Here is a 16298-nt window from a genome sequence, read left to right on the forward strand (position 1 = left end):
GCTGGAGACATGCCGGAGAAGTCTTGGTCCCTCGGTCGCGCACTGCGCGGCATGTTCGTCAAGCCCACGATCGACGAGACGACCTGGGAGGACCTGGAGACGGCGCTGATCACGGCCGACTTCGGCCCGGACATCACCGAGCAGCTGCTCGACGAGCTGCGCGAGAAGGTGGAGCGCTACCGCACCACCGACCCGCGCGACCTGCAGCGGATGCTGCGAGAGACCCTCGAGGAGCGCTTCGCCAAGTTCGACACCACGCTCAAGCTCACCGAGCGCCCCGCCGTCGTGCTCGTGGTAGGGGTCAACGGCGTCGGCAAGACGACCACGATCGGCAAGTTCACGAAGTTCCTGCGCGGCTTCGAGCGCAGCGTGGTCGTCGGCGGGGCCGACACCTTCCGCGCCGCCGCGGTCGATCAGCTCGCGACGTGGGCGCAGCGCGGCGGCGCAGCCATCGTGCGACCGCAGCACGAGGGCCAGGACCCGGCTTCGGTGGCGTACCAGACGGTCGACTACGCCAAGCAGCAGGGGATCGAGATCGCGATCATCGACACCGCCGGCCGCCTGCACACCAAGGGCGGGCTGATGGACGAGCTCTCGAAGGTGCGCCGCGTGGTCGAGAAGCTCGCCCCCATCAGCGAGGTGCTGCTCGTGCTCGACGCCACCACCGGCCAGAACGGGGTGCTCCAGGCCGAGGCGTTCCTGCAGCACGCCGGCGTCACGGGCCTGGTCATCACCAAGCTCGACGGATCGGCCAAGGGCGGCTTCATCCTGGCCGTGCAGGAGCGCACGGGCATCCCCGTCAAGCTGCTCGGGCAGGGCGAGGGCATCGACGATCTGACCGGCTTCACCCCGCACGTCTTCGTGCAGTCGCTCGTCGGCGCGTAGGACTACCGGACGGGCACGAGGGCTGGTTTCATAGCGATATGGCGATCGAACACGACTACTTCGGGCTTCTGTCCACCGGGCCGGACGGCGCCATCTTCTGGACCGAGCGGGTCGACTTCGGCGATCAGTCGGTCACGGTCGATCTGACCGCGCCGGATCAGGATGATGTCTCGCAGGCCGCGCTCGATGCGGCGGCGGCCCTCATCTCCGGTCTCGAGACGCTGGACGACGTCGTGCGCCGTGCGATGCTCGCAGAGGTCGATGACCGCACGAGCGAGGTGACCGAGTTCATCCTCCAGCAGCAGGAGGCTCACGGTGATCAGCTCGAGGACGTGCTGGTCGACGTCAGCGGAGACGCCGCCGTCGACATCATCCGATCCCTGACGCTGATGAGCATGACGATCCTCGCCGATGAGCACGGCGGCTCGGATCCGTTCGTCGTCATGGAATACGCCCTCGATGCGGATGCCACCGACGACGTGCTGCTCGTGAACCTCGACTCGGACGGCTCCGTGCTCTCGGTGATGAGCGCCGACTAGGTCAGACCGCCTGCGCGAAACCCTTCTCGGCGCTCTCGGCGATGTGGGCCAGATGGGCGGGGATCTCGCGGCCCTTCGAGAGCATCGACTGGGCCCACAGCCGTCCCGCGCGGTAGGAGGAGCGCACCAGGGGACCGGCCAGCACCCCGAGGAAGCCGATCCGCTCGGCCTCGGCCTTGAACTCCACGAACTCGTCGGGCTTGACCCACCGTGCCACCGGCAGATGCCTGGGCGACGGACGCAGGTACTGCGTGATCGTGATGATGTCGCATCCGGCGTCGTGCAGGTCGTGCAGCGCCTGCACCACCTCTTCCGGCTCTTCGCCCATGCCGAGGATGAGGTTCGACTTGGTGATCAGGCCGGCCTCGCGAGCCTGGGTGAGCACACCGAGCGAGCGCTCGTAGCGGAACGCGGGACGGATGCGCTTGAAGATGCGCGGGACGGTCTCGACGTTGTGCGCGAACACCTCGGGCCGTGCATCGAAGATCTGACCCAGGAAGTCCGGGTGGCCGCCGTGGTCGTTGGCGAGCAGCTCGACGCCCGTGTTCGGATTCTGAGAATGGATCTGCCGCACCGTCTCGGCGTTGAGCCACGCGCCGGTGTCGGGCAGGTCGTCGCGCGCGACGCTCGTCACCGTCGCGTAGCGCAGCCCCATGCGAGTGACGCTCTCGGCCACGCGGCGCGGCTCGTCGGTGTCGTAGTCGGCGGGCTTTCCCGTGTCGATCTGGCAGAAGTCGCAGCGGCGCGTGCACTGCGAGCCCCCGATGAGGAAGGTCGCCTCCCTGTCCTCCCAGCACTCGAAGATGTTCGGGCAGCCGGCCTCTTGGCACACGGTGTGCAGGTCCTCGGTCTTCACGAGCGAGTGCAGCGCCTGGTACTCGGGGCCCATCTTCGCCTTCGTGCGGATCCATTCCGGTTTGCGCTCGATCGGCGTCTCGGAGTTGCGGATCTCCAGCCGCAGGAGCTTGCGGCCCTCCGGTGCGGCGGCGCTCATGCGGCGACCTCCGTCGCGTACTCGGCGGCGAAGGCATCGGCGACCGACTCGACGATGTCGGCGGGGGAGACCTCGGCCCCGACGACCTCGCTGACGGTCGTGACGCCGGCATCCGTGATCCCGCACGGGATGATGCCCCGGAACCCGGTCAGCGTGTTGTCGCAGTTGACGGCGAAGCCGTGCATCGTGACGCCCTGCTGCACCCGCACCCCGATGGCCGCGACCTTGTCCTCGCCGAGTGGTCGACGCACCCACACCCCGCTGCGCCCATCGACCTGATAGCCGTCCACCCCGAACGGCTTCAGGATGTCGATGAGCAGCCGCTCCATGCGCCGTACGTGTGCGACGACGTCCATCGGCTCGTGCAGGCGCACGATCGGATAGCCCACGAGCTGTCCCGGCCCGTGCCAGGTGATCTTGCCGCCGCGGTCGACGTCCACCACGGGGGTGCCGTCCTGCGGCCGCTCGTGCGGCTCGGTCCGCTTGCCGGCCGTGTACACGGCCTCGTGCTCGAGCAGCAGCAGCGTGTCGGGACGGTCTCCGGCGACGACGTCGCGGTGAACGCGGCGCTGCAGCTCCCAGCCGTCCGGGTAGGGCACGAAGTCCGGTGCGAGACCGGCGATGCGGATGTCGAGCATGGACGCTCCCGTCGTTGTTGGATACAGTGCAAGAATGGGTGCGAGTACAGCCTACGCCCCTTCGCGGATCGTGCGCGTCCACCGCGCGGCTACGCTGACGTTCATGACATCGGAGCAGCGAGCAGGCAGGCCCAGGGCGTCGTCGCGCGAGACCCTTGCCGAAGCGGCCTGCGAGCTGTTCCTCGAGCAGGGATATGAGGCGACCTCCATCGTGGACATCGCCCGGCGGGCGGGTGTCAGCCGGTCGAGCTTCTTCAACTACTTCGCGTCGAAGAGCGACGTGCTCTGGTCGGGGCTGGATGCCCGCATCGCCGCGGCCTCCGTCGCGCTGGCGGCACTCGGGCGGGGCGCCGACGGACCGTCGGTGCGCGCGGCCGTCGAGCCGATCGTGCAGGACTTCGCGCCGGATCCGCTCGCCCTGGCGCTTCGCAACGCGGCGCCGATGGGGCTCGAGCAGGAGTTGCTGCGCGACACCGGGCTGCGCCACGCGCGTCTCGCCTCTGCGGTCTCGGGGGCCGCGCGCAGCGCGGGGATCGATGAGATCCGCGCCGACATCCTCGGTGCGGCCCTGGCCACGGCCGTGCTCTCCTCGCTGCGCGTCTGGGCCGATCACGGGGCGGGCCAGGCGTCGCTCGAGGCGCAGTTCGACGCCGCGCTGCGCAGCATCCACGACCTTCCCTGGGGCTGAGTGGCCCTCACCGCTGAGCGCGAGGGCGCGACGGCTATCCCGCGGCGGCAGTCGCGAGCCCGCTCGCGTAGAATCAGAGGCACCATGGCTACCTTTGGCACGCTCTCCGATCGGCTCACCGAGACCTTCCGCAATCTGCGCACGAAGGGAAAGCTGAGCCCCGCCGACGTCGACGGCACCGTCCGCGAGATCCGTCGCGCTCTCCTCGACGCCGATGTGGCGCTCTCCGTCGTGAAGGACTTCACGGGCAGAGTGCGCGAGCGGGCCCTCGGCGACGAGGTCAACCGGGCGCTGAACCCCGCGCAGCAGGTCGTGCAGATCGTCAATGAGGAGCTCGTCGCGATCCTCGGCGGCGAGCAGCGCCGGCTGGAGTTCGCCAAGAACCCGCCGACGGTGATCATGCTCGCAGGGCTCCAGGGGTCCGGTAAGACGACCTTCGCGGGAAAGCTCGCCAGGCAGCTCGAGGCCGACGGCCACACGCCCCTGCTCGTCGCCGCCGACCTGCAGCGACCGAACGCCGTGAACCAGCTGCAGGTCGTCGCCGAACGCGCGGGCGCCGCGATCTTCGCCCCCGAGCCCGGCAACGGCGTCGGCGACCCCGTTCAGGTGTCGAAGGCGGGCGTCGAGCACGCGCGCCGGCAGCAGCACGACGTCGTCATCATCGACACCGCCGGACGCCTCGGCGTCGACGCCGAGCTCATGAAGCAGGCATCCGACATCCGCCGGGCCACCGAGCCCGACGAGGTCCTCTTCGTCATCGACGCGATGATCGGTCAGGACGCCGTCAACACCGCCAAGGCCTTCCAGGAGGGCGTCGACTTCACCGGCGTCGTGCTCTCCAAGCTCGACGGCGACGCCCGAGGCGGCGCGGCGCTGTCGGTCGCATCGGTGACCGGTCGACCGATCATCTTCGCCTCGACGGGGGAGAACCTCGAGGACCTCGAGCCGTTCCACCCCGACCGCATGGCGAGCCGCATCCTCGACCTCGGCGACATCCTCACGCTGATCGAGCAGGCGCAGCAGGCCTTCGACGAGGCCGAGGCGATGAAGGTCGCCGAGAAGCTCGCCAACGAGACCTTCACGCTGGAGGACTTCCTCGAGCAGATGCAGCAGATGCGCAAGATGGGCTCCATGAAGAAGATGCTCGGGATGCTCCCGGGCATGGGCCAGATGAAGCAGCAGCTCGACGACTTCGACGAGCGCGAGGTCGATCGCACCGAGGCGATCATCCGATCGATGACTCCCGCCGAGCGGCGCAACACGAAGCTGCTGAACGGGTCCCGTCGCCTGCGGATCGCCAAGGGGTCGGGCATGACCGTCACCGACGTGAACCAGCTCGTGCAGCGCTTCGAGCAGGCGGCCAAGATGATGAAGACGGTCGCTCGCGGCGGCACCCCGCAGATCCCCGGCATGGGGCCGATGGGCAAGCCGGGAGCCTCCGCCAAGCGCGGCAAGAAGGGCTCGAAGAGCAAGGGCGGGTCCCGCTCGGGCAATCCGGCCAAGCGCGCGGCCGAGAACGCCGGCCTCGCGAGCTCCAACGCCGATCCGACCGGATCGGGCTTCGGTCTGGGCGCTCAGGCGGCGCCGAGCGAGGCGGAGCTCGCCGAGATCCAGAAGCTGTTCGGCAAGGGCTGACCTGGCGCCGTGGCGTGACGACGCCCGTCGTCACCGCGGCACGAGAAGGCCGATGGCCCGGGTGCATATGCGCATCCGGGCCATCGGCTGTCATCGGGTCTCAGCGGACGTCCTCATCGACCCATTCCATGGACTTCGTGACGGCCTTGCGCCACAGCCGGAGCTGACGATCGCGCTCCTCCTCGTCCATCGTCGGCTCCCAGCGGCGGTCCTCCTGCCAGTTGGCGGACAGATCGTCGAGGCCGTTCCAGAACCCGACCGCGAGCCCCGCCGCGTACGCCGCGCCGAGGGCGGTCGTCTCGGCGACCTTCGGCCGCACGACCGCGACGCCGAGCACATCGGCCTGGAACTGCATGAGAGCGTCGTTGGCCACCATGCCGCCATCGACCTTGAGCTCGCTGAGATCCACGCCGGCGTCGGCGTTCACCGCGTCGAGCACGTCGCGCGTCTGGAACGCGACCGCCTCCAGGGCCGCACGCGCGATGTGATTCCGGTTCGCGTAACGGGTCAGGCCCACGATGGCGCCGCGTGCGTCCGGGCGCCAGTAGGGTGCGAACAGGCCCGAGAAGGCGGGCACGATGTACACCCCGCCGTTGTCCTCCACCTGCTCGGCGAGCTTCTCCACCTCGGGTGCCGACGAGATGATCCCCAACTGGTCCCGCAGCCACTGGATCAGCGATCCGGTGACGGCGATGGAACCCTCGAGCGCGTAGTGGGTGGGCTGGTCGCCCAGCTTGTACCCGACGGTGGTGAGCAGCCCGTTCTTGGAGTGCACGACCTCTTCGCCCGTGTTGAAGATGAGGAAGCAGCCGGTGCCGTAGGTGTTCTTGCTCTCGCCCTTCTCGAACGCGGCCTGACCGAAGGTCGCGGCCTGCTGGTCGCCGAGGATGCCGGCGATCGGGGTCTCACGGAGCAGCGACGAGTCCTCGGCGCGACCGTACACCTCGGAGGACGAGCGGATCTCGGGCATCATCGAGCGCGGCACCCCGAACGCCTCGAGAATGTCGTCGCGCCACTCGAGCGTCTCCAGGTCCATGAACATGGTCCGCGACGCGTTGGTCACGTCGGTCGCGTGCACGCCTCCGTCGACGCCCCCGGTGAGGTTCCAGAGCACCCAGCAGTCGGTGGTGCCGAAGAGGAGGTCGCCCGCCTCCGCCTTCTCGCGCGCCCCGTCGACGTTCTCCAGGATCCAGGTGATCTTCGTGCCGGAGAAGTAGGTCGCCAGCGGAAGCCCGACGACGTCCTTGAACCGGTCCGTGCCGCCCTCGGATGCCAGCCGGTCCACGATCTCCTGCGTGCGCGTGTCCTGCCAGACGATGGCGTTGTACACGGGCTGCCCCGTGTTGCGGTCCCAGACGACCGCCGTCTCGCGTTGATTCGTGATGCCCACCGCGGAGATGTCGTGCCGCGTGAGGTCGGCCCGGCTCAGTGCCAGTCCGATGACCTCCTGCACGTTGCGCCAGATCTCCAGCGCGTCGTGCTCGACCCAGCCCGCCTTCGGGAGGATCTGCTCGTGCTCCTTCTGACCGGTGGAGACGATGTTGCCCTTGCGGTCGAAGATGATCGCGCGACTCGACGTCGTCCCCTGGTCGATAGCGATGATGTACTCGGTCATGCTCTTCTCCTTTGAATGCCCGTCACGGGTCGTTCTGAATGATCGTCAGGGTTGGCTCAGGCCAGGTTGAGCAGCAGCGGCGACGCCGCCGCTGCGAGCGCACCGCCGACCAGCGGCCCGACGATCGGCACCCAGGAGTACGCCCAGTCGCTCGACCCCTTGCCCTTGATCGGAAGGATCGCGTGCGCGATGCGCGGTCCGAGGTCACGGGCCGGGTTGATGGCGTACCCGGTGGGGCCACCGAGCGAGGCGCCGATCGATACCACGATCAGTGCGACGGGCAGGGCGGTCAGCGGCCCCAGGCCCCCGGGCGTGCCCACTTCGATGTCGCCGTAGTCGGCGAAGGCGAAGATGGCGAACACCAGCACGAAGGTGCCGACGATCTCGGTGATGAGGTTGTGGCCGTAGGAGCGGATCTGCGGGCCGGTCGAGAAGACCGCCAGCTTTCCCGCCGCGTCCTCCTCGGCGTCGAAGTGCTGCCGGTACGAGGCCCACACCAGGATCGCGCCGAGGATGGCGCCGATCAGCTCAGCCGCGGAGGCGACCGCGAACATCGCCAGATCGATCTTGCCCGCGAGGAGCAGTCCGATGCCGACGGCGGGGTTGAGGATGGCGCCGGAGTAGGCCGACACGAGCACACCGGCGAACACGGCCAGGCCCCAGCCCCAGTTGATCATCAGGAAGCCGCCGCTGAAGCCCTTCGTCCTGGTGAGGACCACGTTCGCCACCACACCACAACCGAGGAGGACCAGCATGCCCGTCCCGACGAGCTCCGACAGGAAGTACAGCCACAGGTTGATGTCCGTCATGTCTTCTTTGACCTTTCTTCGCGTGCGCGGACGCGCACGCATGGTGTTGCCGCCGGGTGGCGGACGTCTTTGCTATCGGATCGCGGTTCGGGCGATGTCGAGTCCGTGCGCGTCGTCGAGCAGCTGCGTCGTGGCCTCGACCTCGGCGTCCCGGCGATCCCGGTCCCAGCCCATCAGCGGGGCGAGCGCGTCCGCGAGCTCCACCAGCAGTTCGCCGGAGACGTCCCCGACGAACGCGATGCTGGTGCGGCGCAACACGATGTCGGCGAGCCGCACGACGAGCTCGTTCTCGACCATCCACTCCAGTTCGCGCACCGAGAGCGCACCGCCGGCGAGCGGGCGGTCCTCCTCCTTCTCGATGTGCTCCCAGACCTGAGCGGCGCGCGTGCCGTAGCGGGTGAGGAGCTGGTCGCCGCGAGCGGCGTCCGCGCCGGGCAGATTGGCCTGCTTCCAGGCCGCGCGGGCGCGTGTCGTGCGCGGGAAGCCGTGTCCGCCGCCGATCGGAAGATCGGCGGTCGACACCGACCGGGTGCGGCCCAGCAGTCCCAGCACGCGGTCGGCGAGCGTCTCGCCCAGAGCGCGGAAGGTCGTCCACTTGCCGCCCACCAGGCTCAGCAGGGGCGCCGGACCGCTCTCATCGAGCTCCACCCGGTAGTCGCGGGACACGAACCCGGGGGCGGTGTCCTCGTGGCGGGGCAGCGGCCGGATGCCCGCGAAGCGGTACACGATCTGGTCGCGGTCGACCTGGATGGCGGGGAAGACGTGATGGATGAGATCGAAGAAGTAGTCGATCTCATCGTCGGTGCACCGGGCCGGCTCACGCGGATCGGCGTCGATGTCGGTGGTCCCCACCAGCACCCGGCCCTTGAGGGGGTAGATCAGCACGATGCGGCCGTCGGAGTGCTCGAAGAAGATCTCGCGTCCCTGCGTGGCCGCCAGCAGCTCGGGGTGATCGAGCACGATGTGCGACCCCTTCGTCCCGCCCATGAAGCGTGTGCGCTCTCCGAGCGCGTCGTTCGTGAGATCGGTCCAGGGCCCGGAGGCGTTCACCACGACGTCGGCGCGGAGGGTGAACTCCTCGGCGGTCTCCCGGTCGCGCAGCACCACGCCGTCGCCGTCACGGCCGACGGCCTCGACGTAGTTGAGAGCGTAGGAGCCGGTGTTCGCGGAGCGCCCGTCCTGGAGCACGTCCAGCGCGAGGCGCTCAGGATCGTGCATCGATGCGTCGTAGTAGGTGGCTGTGTACTTGATCTTCGGGTCCAGCTGCGGCAACTCCGCCAGTGACGAGGTGCGTCCGAGGAATCGGTGCCGGGGGACCGTGCCGCCGGCGCGCGAGAAGGTGTCGTAGATGGTCAGGCCGAGCTTGATCAGCACGGCGCCGCGCTCCTGCGGCTTGCCGCTGCGGTGCGTGAGGAAGCGCAGCGGGGCGGCCAGGATGCCGGAGAACGTCGAATAGATCGGGATCGTCGTCTCCAGCGGCTTGACGTAGTGCGGGGCGATGCGCAGCAGTCCGTTGCGCTCCTGCACGGATTCGCGCACGAGCCGGAACTCGCCGTTCTCCAGGTAGCGGATGCCGCCGTGGATCATATGGCTGGATGCCGCGGAGGCGCCGCTCGCGAAATCGCCGCGGTCGACGATCACGGCGTCGACGCCCTGGAGTGCCAGATCTCGGAAGAGGGAGATGCCGTTGATGCCTGCGCCGATGATGAGGACCGTCGTCCGTCCGCTCTCGCGCACGGTTGCCAGCTCGCCGTCTCGTCGTGCCCTGCGGGTGATGTCGACCATGATGTCTCCTTCGTCCTGCCTCCAGCATCCGGCTCCTGGCAGGATCACGCAATCATCCTGCACGAATGTGCAAGGCTGGGTCACGGAGGTGATGACCATGACCCGCGATTCCGGCCGGCAGGATGCGAAGACCACGACGGCGCTCACGGCCGCCAAGCTCTACTACCTGCAGGACATGACGATGGACGCCATCGCGACCGAGCTGGGCACCTCCCGCTCCTCGGTGTCGAGACTGCTGTCGTTCGCGAGGGAGACCGGACTGGTCGACATCCGCGTCAACTCGCCCTTCGAGCGGGTGGGTCAGCTCGAGGAGCAGCTGCGCGCCCGGTTCCGGATCGCCGCGCACATCGTGCCCATCCCGGGGGTCGTGAACGAGGTCGAGCGCCTGGAGCGGGTGGCTCTGACGGCGGGGCGCCTGCTCTCGCAATTCGTCGAGTCGAACATGGTCATCGGAATCGCCTGGGGATCGACCATCGGCATGGTGAGCCGGTCGCTCGTGCAGAAGGAGACGCACGGGACGACGTTCGTGCAGCTGAACGGCGCCGGAAACACACAGACCAGCGGGCTGGACTACTCGAGCGACATCCTGCAGCGGTTCGGGCACGCGTTCGGCGCCCAGGTGGAGCAGTTCCCCGTGCCGGCCTTCTTCGACGACCCCGACACGCGTGCCGCGATGTGGCGCGAGCGCAGCACCCGCCGTGTGCTCTCGGTCCAGTCGAAGATGGACATCGCGGTGTTCGGGCTCGGCTCGCCGCAGTCGGAGGTGCCCAGCCGCGTCTACGTCGGCGGGTACCTCAACCGCGAGGACTACCGGAGCCTGCGCGAGGACGGCGCGATCGGAGACGTGGCGACCGTGTTCTTCCGCGCTGACGGCACCTGGCAGGACATCGGGCTCAACGCCCGCTCGACGGGGATGGGGCTGGACATGCTCCGCAGGGTGCCCCGGCGGGTGTGCATCGTGTCGGGCGCGGCGAAGGCCGGCACCCTTCAGGCCGCCATCACAGCGGGGTTGGTCACCGACGTCGTGCTGGATGAGACGCTCGCCCGTCTGCTCATCGAGGACGACTGAACCTCACTCCGCGGTCGAGCTCTCGGGCCCGGCGCGGAACTCGCGGATCAGGTGCTGGACGACTTCGCGCAGGTCGCCGCCGGCGGCGTCGGCGGTCTTCAGCTGACGGGCATAGCTGGCGCCGTCGCGCACGATGGTGCGCACGCCCTCGAGCTCGGCGATGCAGGACAGGTCGCGGGCGATCGGCTGCAGGTCGTCGAGCACGGCGGACAGGTGCTCACGAACCGGCACCTGCGATCCTGCCGGGTCGACGATCACCCGGGCGTCCAGGCCGTAGCGGGCCGCACGCCACTTGTTCTCCCGGTGGAACCAGGGGGCGAGTGTCGGCAGGGGTCTGCCCTCATCCAGCTCGCGGGAGAAGAACTCGACGAGGGTCTGCGTCAGGGCTGCCACGGATGCCAGTTCGGTGAGGGTCGACATCCCGTCGCAGGCACGCACCTCGATCGTGCCCCACCGGGGCGCCGGGCGGATGTCCCAGCGCACCTCTGACGCGTCTCGCATCACGCCGGTGCGCGTCATGTCCTCGAGGTAGCGCTCGAACTCCGCCCAGGTGCTGATCGGCCAGGGCAGGCCCGCCGTCGGCAACTGCTGGAACACCAGCGAGCGATTGGAGGCGTAGCCGGTGCGCTCTCCCGCCCAGTACGGGCTGGACGCCGACAGCGCCTGCAGGTGCGGCAGGAATCCGGACAGAGCGCCCACGATCGGCAGCACCTTCGCCCGATCCTCGACGCCGACGTGCACGTGGATTCCCCAGATCATCATGTTGCGCCCCCACCACTGCGTGCGCTCGATGAGTTTGTGGTAGCGGTTCTTGTCCGTCACGCGCTGGTTGAACCACTGGGCGAATGGATGGCTGCCGGCCGAGAGCAGCTCAATCCCGGCAGGGTCGGTCGAGCGTCGCACCGCAGCGATGGCCGCGGCGATGTCGCCGACGGCGTCCGCCACGGTGACCCCGACGCCGCTGGTGACCTCGATCGTGTTCGTCAGCAGCTCGCCGGTGACCGTGTGCCGCTCGGAGGCGCTCTGCGACTCCAGATCGCTGAGCAGCTCAGGCGCCCGCCCGACCAGATCGCCGGTGGCAGGGTCGGCCAGCATGACCTCCCATTCCACGCCGACGGTCGATCGGGCGGAAGAGGCGAATTCGATCGGCACGCGCACAGTCTCGCACGCGGTGTCCGGCGACGGCGTGCACCGTGTCGCACCGTTTCGCGCAGCGCCGCGGTATCTGGCAGAATAGAGGGTCGGGCGGCTGCTCGACCCTCTATCCAGCATCCGCTCCACCCCCAGAGCTCCCGCCGGGTGTGCACCCCACGCTCCAGGCGACGTTCGTCTTCCTTTCCACACCATTCAGGAGAATCGTGGCTGTCAAGATCCGTCTCAAGCGCTTCGGCAAGATCCGTGCGCCCTACTACCGCATCGTCGTCGCCGACTCGCGCACCAAGCGCGATGGTCGTGTGATCGAGGAGATCGGCAAGTACCACCCGACCGAGCAGCCCTCGTTCATCGAGGTCGACTCGGAGCGCGCGCAGTACTGGCTCTCCGTCGGCGCCCAGCCGACCGAGCAGGTCACCGCGTTGCTGAAGCTCACCGGCGACTGGGGCAAGTTCAAGGGCGACAAGGACGCGAAGTCCACCGTCCAGGTCGCCGAGGCCAAGGCGCCGTTCGAGGTCGACGCGGCCAAGAAGTCGGTCGTCAAGCCCAAGGCCGAGAAGAAGGCCGAGCCGGCCGAGGCACCCGCCGCCGAGGCACCCGCCGCCGACGCGGAGGCCGCTGAGGCTCCCGCCGCCGACGCAGAGTAATCCGCCGTGCTCGCCGCCGCGCTCGAACACGTCGTCAAGGGGATCGTCGATCACCCGGACGATGTCCGCATCACCGCATCCGCGTCGCCCCGTGGCGATCTGCTCGAGGTGCACGTGCACCCGGATGACCGTGGTCGCGTGATCGGGCGCGGCGGCCGCACCGCCAAGGCGCTGCGCACCCTCATCTCCGCACTCGCCGACGGGCGTCGCGTCCGCGTCGACGTCGCGGACGACTGACGTGGCGGGCGACAGGAACCAGCTCCGTGTCGGCCGTCTGCTCAAGGCGCACGGCCTCAAGGGCGCGTTGAAGCTCGAGCTGTACACCGACAATCCGGAACGCCGCTTCATCCCGGGCGCGGAGTTCACGCTCCAGGTGCCCGAGGCATCCGCCTGGCACGGCAAGACCGTCACGATCCGCGAGTACCGGGTCATGAACGGGAACTCGGTGGTCTTCCTCGAGGGCGTCGAGGACCGCACCGCCGCGGAATCCCTCGTGCGCGCGATCCTCTGGATGGACGAGGACGACGAGGTCGAGGACGACGCGTGGTACGCGCACCAGCTCGTCGGGCTGGACGTCGTGCGCGATGACGTCGTCGTCGGTCGTGTGGTCCGGGTCGAGCACCTTCCCGCGCAGGACCTGCTGATCGTCAAGACGGCCTCCGCAGAGGTCATGGTCCCGTTCGTCTCGGCGATCGTGCCGACGGTGGACATCCCCGGCGGGCGCGTCGTCGTGACCCCGCCCGCGGGACTCTTCGAAGAGACCACGACGACGCAGGTCGATCCAGACGGTGCGGGCACCGCGGACGACGCTCCCGCCGAGTGACCTCTCGCTAGCATCGACGCATGCCCACCTCGGCTCTCTCCGGTCGCTCGGCGCACCGCATCGACGTCGTCTCGATCTTTCCGTCGTACTTCGACGGTCTGACGCTCTCCCTGCTCGGCAGGGCGCAGGACTCCGGCATCCTCGACCTGAACGTGCACGACCTGCGCGACTGGACCCACGACCGCCATCGCACCGTCGACGACACGCCGTACGGCGGCGGGGCCGGCATGGTCATGAAGCCCGAGCCCTGGGGCCTCGCACTCGATCGACTCGCCGCCGATCGTGGTGCGGCTCGCCCGACGATCATCTTTCCGTCGCCGGCGGGGGAGGTTTTCAGCCAGGCCACCGCGCGGGAGCTCGCCGGGCGCGAGCACCTGATCTTCGGCTGCGGGCGCTACGAGGGCATCGACGAGCGCGTGTTCGAGTACGCCGCCGATCTCGGCGAGGTGCGCCTCATCAGCCTCGGTGACTATGTGCTCAACGGCGGAGAGGTCGCCGTGATGGCCATGGTCGAGGCGATCGGGCGGCTCATCCCCGGCGTCATCGGCAATCCCGAGAGCCTGGTCGAGGAGTCGCACGAGGACGGTCTGCTCGAGTACCCCTCGTACACGAAGCCGTCGGTGTGGCGCGACCGCGAGGTGCCGCCGATCCTGCTCAGCGGGAACCACGGTGCGATCGCCGCGTGGCGTCGCGAGCAGCAGGTCGAGCGCACCCGCGCCCGGCGACCCGACCTGCTCGGAGAGTGAGCATCTGACCGGTAGCGTTGAGGCATGGCAGACCAGGCGCTGGCCCAATCGTTCCTGAACGTCGGGGAGGACTACGAGCGCTTCCGCCCGGGCTTCCCGGAGGCGGCCGCGGATGCCATAGTCCCCGTTCACGCGGAGGCAGCGCTCGACCTCGGCGCCGGCACGGGCAAGTTCACCGAGCTGCTGGTCCCACGGTCATCCCGCGTCATCGCGGTGGAGCCGTCGGAGCAGATGCTCACCGTCCTGCGCGGCAAACTGCCCGGAGTCGAGGCGCACATCGGCACGGCCGAGTCGATCCCGGCATCCGACGCCTCGGTCGACCTGGTGGTGGTCGCGCAGGCCTTCCACTGGTTCGACAGGGAGCCGGCGTGTGCGGAGATCCGCAGGGTGCTGGTCCCCGGAGGCACACTCGGGCTGGTGTGGAATCACTCCGATCCCTCCTGTGCGTGGGACCGGGCCTGCACGCGCGTGGCGCACCCGCAGCTCGAGAACGGACTGACGGCCTCGCCCGAGAGCACAGAGCGCCTGAAGGGATTCAAGTCGCCGCGCTTCCTGCAATTCCCCTGGACCGAGCGCATCCGTCGCGCCGACTACGTCGCGCGGTGGCTCACGGTCAGCTCGTTCCTGGCGGCATCCGACGATCAGCGCTCGCGCATGCTCGACGATCTGAACCGCATCCTCGACACCGACCCGGACACCGCGGGCCGCGACGCGTTCGACCTGCCGCAGATCACCGACGTGTACGTGTACCGGTCTCTCGCCTGACGCAGGACAGGCGAATCGTCGGCTTTCAGTCGACGCCGAGGAAGCTCCGGTCGGTGAGGATGACGGGGCCGTCCTTCGTGACGGCGACCGTGTGCTCCGAGTGAGATCCGCGCGAGCCGTCGACGCTGCGCAGCGTCCAGCCGTCCGCATCGGTGATGAGTTCGTCGGTCGTCGCGAGGAACCAGGGCTCCAGGGCGAAGACCAGGCCCTCCCGCAGCGGGAATCCACGGCCCGCCCGCCCGTCGTTCGGCACGTGCGGGTCACCGTGCATGATCCGGCCCACGCCGTGGCCGCCGAAATCCGTGTTGATCGAGTAGCCCTCGCCGTGAGCGACGGCGGCGATGGATGCCGAGATGTCGCCGATCCGGTTGCCGACCACCGCAGCGGCGATCGCCGCGTCCAGCGCGCGCTCCGTGGTGTCGATCAGACGCAGGTCCTCATCGCGCGCTGTGCCGACCACGAAGGACACCGCGGAGTCGGCCACCCAGCCGTCGACCGACACCGCGAAGTCCAGCGACACGAGGTCACCGTCGCGCAGGGTGTAGTCGTGGGGGAGACCATGCAGCACGGCGTCGTTCACCGAGGTGCAGATGACCTTGCCGAACGGCCCGTTGCCGAACGAGGGCGCGTAGTCGATGTAGCACGACTCGGCGCCCGCCTTGCGGATCAGCTCGTGAGCGTGACGGTCGATCGAGAGAAGATTCGTGCCCACCTTCGTCTCGTCGCGCAGCGTCGCCAGCGTCTCGGCGACGAAGCGGCCGGCGGCTCGCATCTCGTCGATCTCGGCGGGTGTGCGCAGTTCGATCATGGGGGAGGTCCTCTCGTCAGCATCCATTCTCCCCGATCCGCGGACGCGAAAGCTCACAGCGAACAGATGGCCGCCCCGCGGCCCGCGCACGTACGATCGAGACATGTGGTTGCGTGAGGCGTTCTTCCGCTGGCTTCTGCCGGCGGCCTTCGTGCTGCCGCTGTGGATCTTCATCGGCTGGGCCGTCTTCGGCCAGAGCGTCTGGGGTCTGTTGTGGGTGCTGTTCATGGCGATGCCCGCGGTGTTCGTGGGACAGCTGGGGCTGACGCTGCTGACCCGCTCACGGCCGTCGGTGCGCGCCGAGCGCGCGCTCTCCTGGTGGGACGTCGCCGGCTTCGGCATCTGGCACGCTCTGACGATCGCCGTCGGCCTGTTCCTGGACGGCGCGTTCGGATGGCTGCTGGCGGGGGCGATCATCGCGGCGGTCGGCCTGTTCTGGATGCAGCTGCGACAGCTGTGGAACGAGGCACGGGGCGCGGGAGTGCGCATCCGGGAGACGGTGAGCTGGCGGGCGATGCCTCGCGACGGCGACCCGCAGGCCACGCCTGTGGAGGACGTCATCGTCATCGAGGAGCGCCGCGCGCAGGAGTGACGCGCGCCGGATTGGAGCGGCGCGCGAGTTCATGGCAGAATGAACTCTTGTGCCGTGATCCGGTTCTGCCTCAGGGGAACCCGCGGACGCCTCGCGCGCCGCTCGGCA

The 16298-nt window shown here is 68.9% G+C and carries 18 protein-coding genes; 11 read left to right on the forward strand and 7 right to left on the reverse strand.

All coding sequences use genetic code 11. The features are described from left to right. The first annotated feature begins 9 nt into the window (after nucleotides 1-9). Together ftsY and ACFWHT_RS06840 are read left to right on the forward strand one after the other, a co-directional pair. Nucleotides 10-885, forward strand: coding sequence for a signal recognition particle-docking protein FtsY (ftsY, locus tag ACFWHT_RS06835; protein ID WP_378826703.1), 876 nt, complete (start codon nucleotides 10-12; stop codon nucleotides 883-885). Nucleotides 886-923: 38 nt separating this feature from the next. Further along, entirely contained in the window at nucleotides 924-1424 is a 501-nt protein-coding gene (locus tag ACFWHT_RS06840; RefSeq protein ID WP_378826704.1) for a DUF2004 domain-containing protein, read from the forward strand. 1 nt (nucleotide 1425) lies between these two features. Here ACFWHT_RS06840 and lipA read toward each other — a convergent pair whose 3' ends face one another. Further along, a complete protein-coding gene (gene lipA, locus ACFWHT_RS06845) occupies nucleotides 1426-2418 on the reverse strand; it encodes a lipoyl synthase (RefSeq protein ID WP_378826705.1) in 993 nt (330 codons plus the stop codon). After that, nucleotides 2415-3056, reverse strand: a complete 642-nt coding sequence (lipB, locus tag ACFWHT_RS06850; protein WP_378826706.1) for a lipoyl(octanoyl) transferase LipB — start codon at nucleotides 3054-3056, stop codon at nucleotides 2415-2417. The genes lipA and lipB overlap by 4 nt, the downstream gene beginning before the upstream one ends. A 103-nt stretch (nucleotides 3057-3159) precedes the next feature. Between lipB and ACFWHT_RS06855 the strand changes: the two genes are divergently transcribed. Further along, the gene (locus ACFWHT_RS06855) at nucleotides 3160-3744 is read left to right on the forward strand and encodes a TetR/AcrR family transcriptional regulator (protein WP_378826708.1); all 585 of its coding nucleotides are present in this window, start codon (nucleotides 3160-3162) and stop codon (nucleotides 3742-3744) included. An 84-nt stretch (nucleotides 3745-3828) separates the two neighbouring features. Further along, the gene (gene ffh, locus ACFWHT_RS06860) at nucleotides 3829-5379 is read left to right on the forward strand and encodes a signal recognition particle protein (RefSeq protein WP_378826709.1); all 1551 of its coding nucleotides are present in this window, start codon (nucleotides 3829-3831) and stop codon (nucleotides 5377-5379) included. Nucleotides 5380-5479: 100 nt separating this feature from the next. Here ffh and glpK read toward each other — a convergent pair whose 3' ends face one another. The 3 genes from glpK to ACFWHT_RS06875 form a co-directional block, all read right to left on the reverse strand. Continuing rightward, entirely contained in the window at nucleotides 5480-6994 is a 1515-nt protein-coding gene (gene glpK / locus ACFWHT_RS06865) for a glycerol kinase GlpK (RefSeq protein ID WP_378826710.1), read from the reverse strand. Nucleotides 6995-7050: 56 nt separating this feature from the next. Next, a complete protein-coding gene (locus ACFWHT_RS06870; RefSeq protein ID WP_378826711.1) occupies nucleotides 7051-7803 on the reverse strand; it encodes an MIP/aquaporin family protein in 753 nt (250 codons plus the stop codon). A 72-nt stretch (nucleotides 7804-7875) separates the two neighbouring features. Beyond that, the gene (locus ACFWHT_RS06875) at nucleotides 7876-9588 is read right to left on the reverse strand and encodes an FAD-dependent oxidoreductase (protein WP_378826712.1); all 1713 of its coding nucleotides are present in this window, start codon (nucleotides 9586-9588) and stop codon (nucleotides 7876-7878) included. 97 nt (nucleotides 9589-9685) lie between these two features. On the opposite strand from ACFWHT_RS06875, the gene ACFWHT_RS06880 reads away from it, so the two are divergent. Then, the gene (locus ACFWHT_RS06880; protein WP_378826713.1) at nucleotides 9686-10657 is read left to right on the forward strand and encodes a sugar-binding transcriptional regulator; all 972 of its coding nucleotides are present in this window, start codon (nucleotides 9686-9688) and stop codon (nucleotides 10655-10657) included. A gap of 3 nt (nucleotides 10658-10660) precedes the next feature. On the opposite strand, the gene ACFWHT_RS06885 is transcribed toward ACFWHT_RS06880, so the two are convergent. After that, nucleotides 10661-11809 (reverse strand): glutamate--cysteine ligase, encoded by a 1149-nt coding sequence (locus ACFWHT_RS06885; protein WP_378826714.1) that lies wholly within the window; start codon nucleotides 11807-11809, stop codon nucleotides 10661-10663. 206 nt (nucleotides 11810-12015) lie between these two features. Between ACFWHT_RS06885 and rpsP the strand changes: the two genes are divergently transcribed. Genes rpsP through ACFWHT_RS06910 form a run of 5 tightly spaced genes read left to right on the forward strand, consistent with a single transcriptional unit; the run spans nucleotide 12016 to nucleotide 14790 of the window. Next, complete coding sequence (rpsP, locus tag ACFWHT_RS06890; RefSeq protein WP_378826715.1) at nucleotides 12016-12456, forward strand: 30S ribosomal protein S16; 441 nt, start codon at nucleotides 12016-12018, stop codon at nucleotides 12454-12456. 6 nt (nucleotides 12457-12462) lie between these two features. Then, a complete protein-coding gene (locus ACFWHT_RS06895; protein ID WP_071644715.1) occupies nucleotides 12463-12693 on the forward strand; it encodes an RNA-binding protein in 231 nt (76 codons plus the stop codon). A 1-nt stretch (nucleotide 12694) separates the two neighbouring features. Further along, on the forward strand, nucleotides 12695-13279 hold the full coding sequence (gene rimM, locus ACFWHT_RS06900; protein WP_378826716.1) for a ribosome maturation factor RimM: 585 nt from the start codon (nucleotides 12695-12697) through the stop codon (nucleotides 13277-13279). Between the two features lie 20 nt (nucleotides 13280-13299). Next, nucleotides 13300-14025 carry a tRNA (guanosine(37)-N1)-methyltransferase TrmD gene (trmD, locus tag ACFWHT_RS06905; RefSeq protein WP_378826717.1) on the forward strand — a complete coding sequence of 242 codons (726 nt, stop codon included), beginning with the start codon at nucleotides 13300-13302 and terminating at the stop codon, nucleotides 14023-14025. Between the two features lie 24 nt (nucleotides 14026-14049). Continuing rightward, entirely contained in the window at nucleotides 14050-14790 is a 741-nt protein-coding gene (locus ACFWHT_RS06910) for a class I SAM-dependent methyltransferase (protein WP_378826719.1), read from the forward strand. 25 nt (nucleotides 14791-14815) lie between these two features. Here ACFWHT_RS06910 and map read toward each other — a convergent pair whose 3' ends face one another. Then, nucleotides 14816-15598, reverse strand: coding sequence for a type I methionyl aminopeptidase (map, locus tag ACFWHT_RS06915; protein ID WP_378826721.1), 783 nt, complete (start codon nucleotides 15596-15598; stop codon nucleotides 14816-14818). Between the two features lie 103 nt (nucleotides 15599-15701). Here map and ACFWHT_RS06920 point away from each other — a divergent pair, with 103 nt between their 5' ends. Next, entirely contained in the window at nucleotides 15702-16190 is a 489-nt protein-coding gene (locus ACFWHT_RS06920; protein ID WP_378826723.1) for an MFS transporter permease, read from the forward strand. Nucleotides 16191-16298 lie beyond the last annotated feature (108 nt).

It is taken from the genome of Microbacterium sp. NPDC058342, assembly GCF_042723935.1.
In the GTDB taxonomy this organism is placed as follows: domain Bacteria; phylum Actinomycetota; class Actinomycetes; order Actinomycetales; family Microbacteriaceae; genus Microbacterium.

Excerpts from the sequence above, each read along its gene's own strand:
- ftsY (WP_378826703.1), top strand. The coding sequence starts at position 10 with ATGCCGGAGAAGTCTTGGTCCCTCGGTCGCGCACTGCGCGGCATGTTC.
- ACFWHT_RS06840 (WP_378826704.1), top strand. The coding sequence starts at position 924 with ATGGCGATCGAACACGACTACTTCGGGCTTCTGTCCACCGGGCCGGAC.
- lipA (WP_378826705.1), bottom strand. The coding sequence starts at position 2,418 with ATGAGCGCCGCCGCACCGGAGGGCCGCAAGCTCCTGCGGCTGGAGATC.
- lipB (WP_378826706.1), bottom strand. The coding sequence starts at position 3,056 with ATGCTCGACATCCGCATCGCCGGTCTCGCACCGGACTTCGTGCCCTAC.
- ACFWHT_RS06855 (WP_378826708.1), top strand. The coding sequence starts at position 3,160 with ATGACATCGGAGCAGCGAGCAGGCAGGCCCAGGGCGTCGTCGCGCGAG.
- ffh (WP_378826709.1), top strand. The coding sequence starts at position 3,829 with ATGGCTACCTTTGGCACGCTCTCCGATCGGCTCACCGAGACCTTCCGC.
- glpK (WP_378826710.1), bottom strand. The coding sequence starts at position 6,994 with ATGACCGAGTACATCATCGCTATCGACCAGGGGACGACGTCGAGTCGC.
- ACFWHT_RS06870 (WP_378826711.1), bottom strand. The coding sequence starts at position 7,803 with ATGACGGACATCAACCTGTGGCTGTACTTCCTGTCGGAGCTCGTCGGG.
- ACFWHT_RS06875 (WP_378826712.1), bottom strand. The coding sequence starts at position 9,588 with ATGGTCGACATCACCCGCAGGGCACGACGAGACGGCGAGCTGGCAACC.
- ACFWHT_RS06880 (WP_378826713.1), top strand. The coding sequence starts at position 9,686 with ATGACCCGCGATTCCGGCCGGCAGGATGCGAAGACCACGACGGCGCTC.
- trmD (WP_378826717.1), top strand. The coding sequence starts at position 13,300 with ATGCCCACCTCGGCTCTCTCCGGTCGCTCGGCGCACCGCATCGACGTC.
- ACFWHT_RS06910 (WP_378826719.1), top strand. The coding sequence starts at position 14,050 with ATGGCAGACCAGGCGCTGGCCCAATCGTTCCTGAACGTCGGGGAGGAC.
- map (WP_378826721.1), bottom strand. The coding sequence starts at position 15,598 with ATGATCGAACTGCGCACACCCGCCGAGATCGACGAGATGCGAGCCGCC.
- ACFWHT_RS06920 (WP_378826723.1), top strand. The coding sequence starts at position 15,702 with ATGTGGTTGCGTGAGGCGTTCTTCCGCTGGCTTCTGCCGGCGGCCTTC.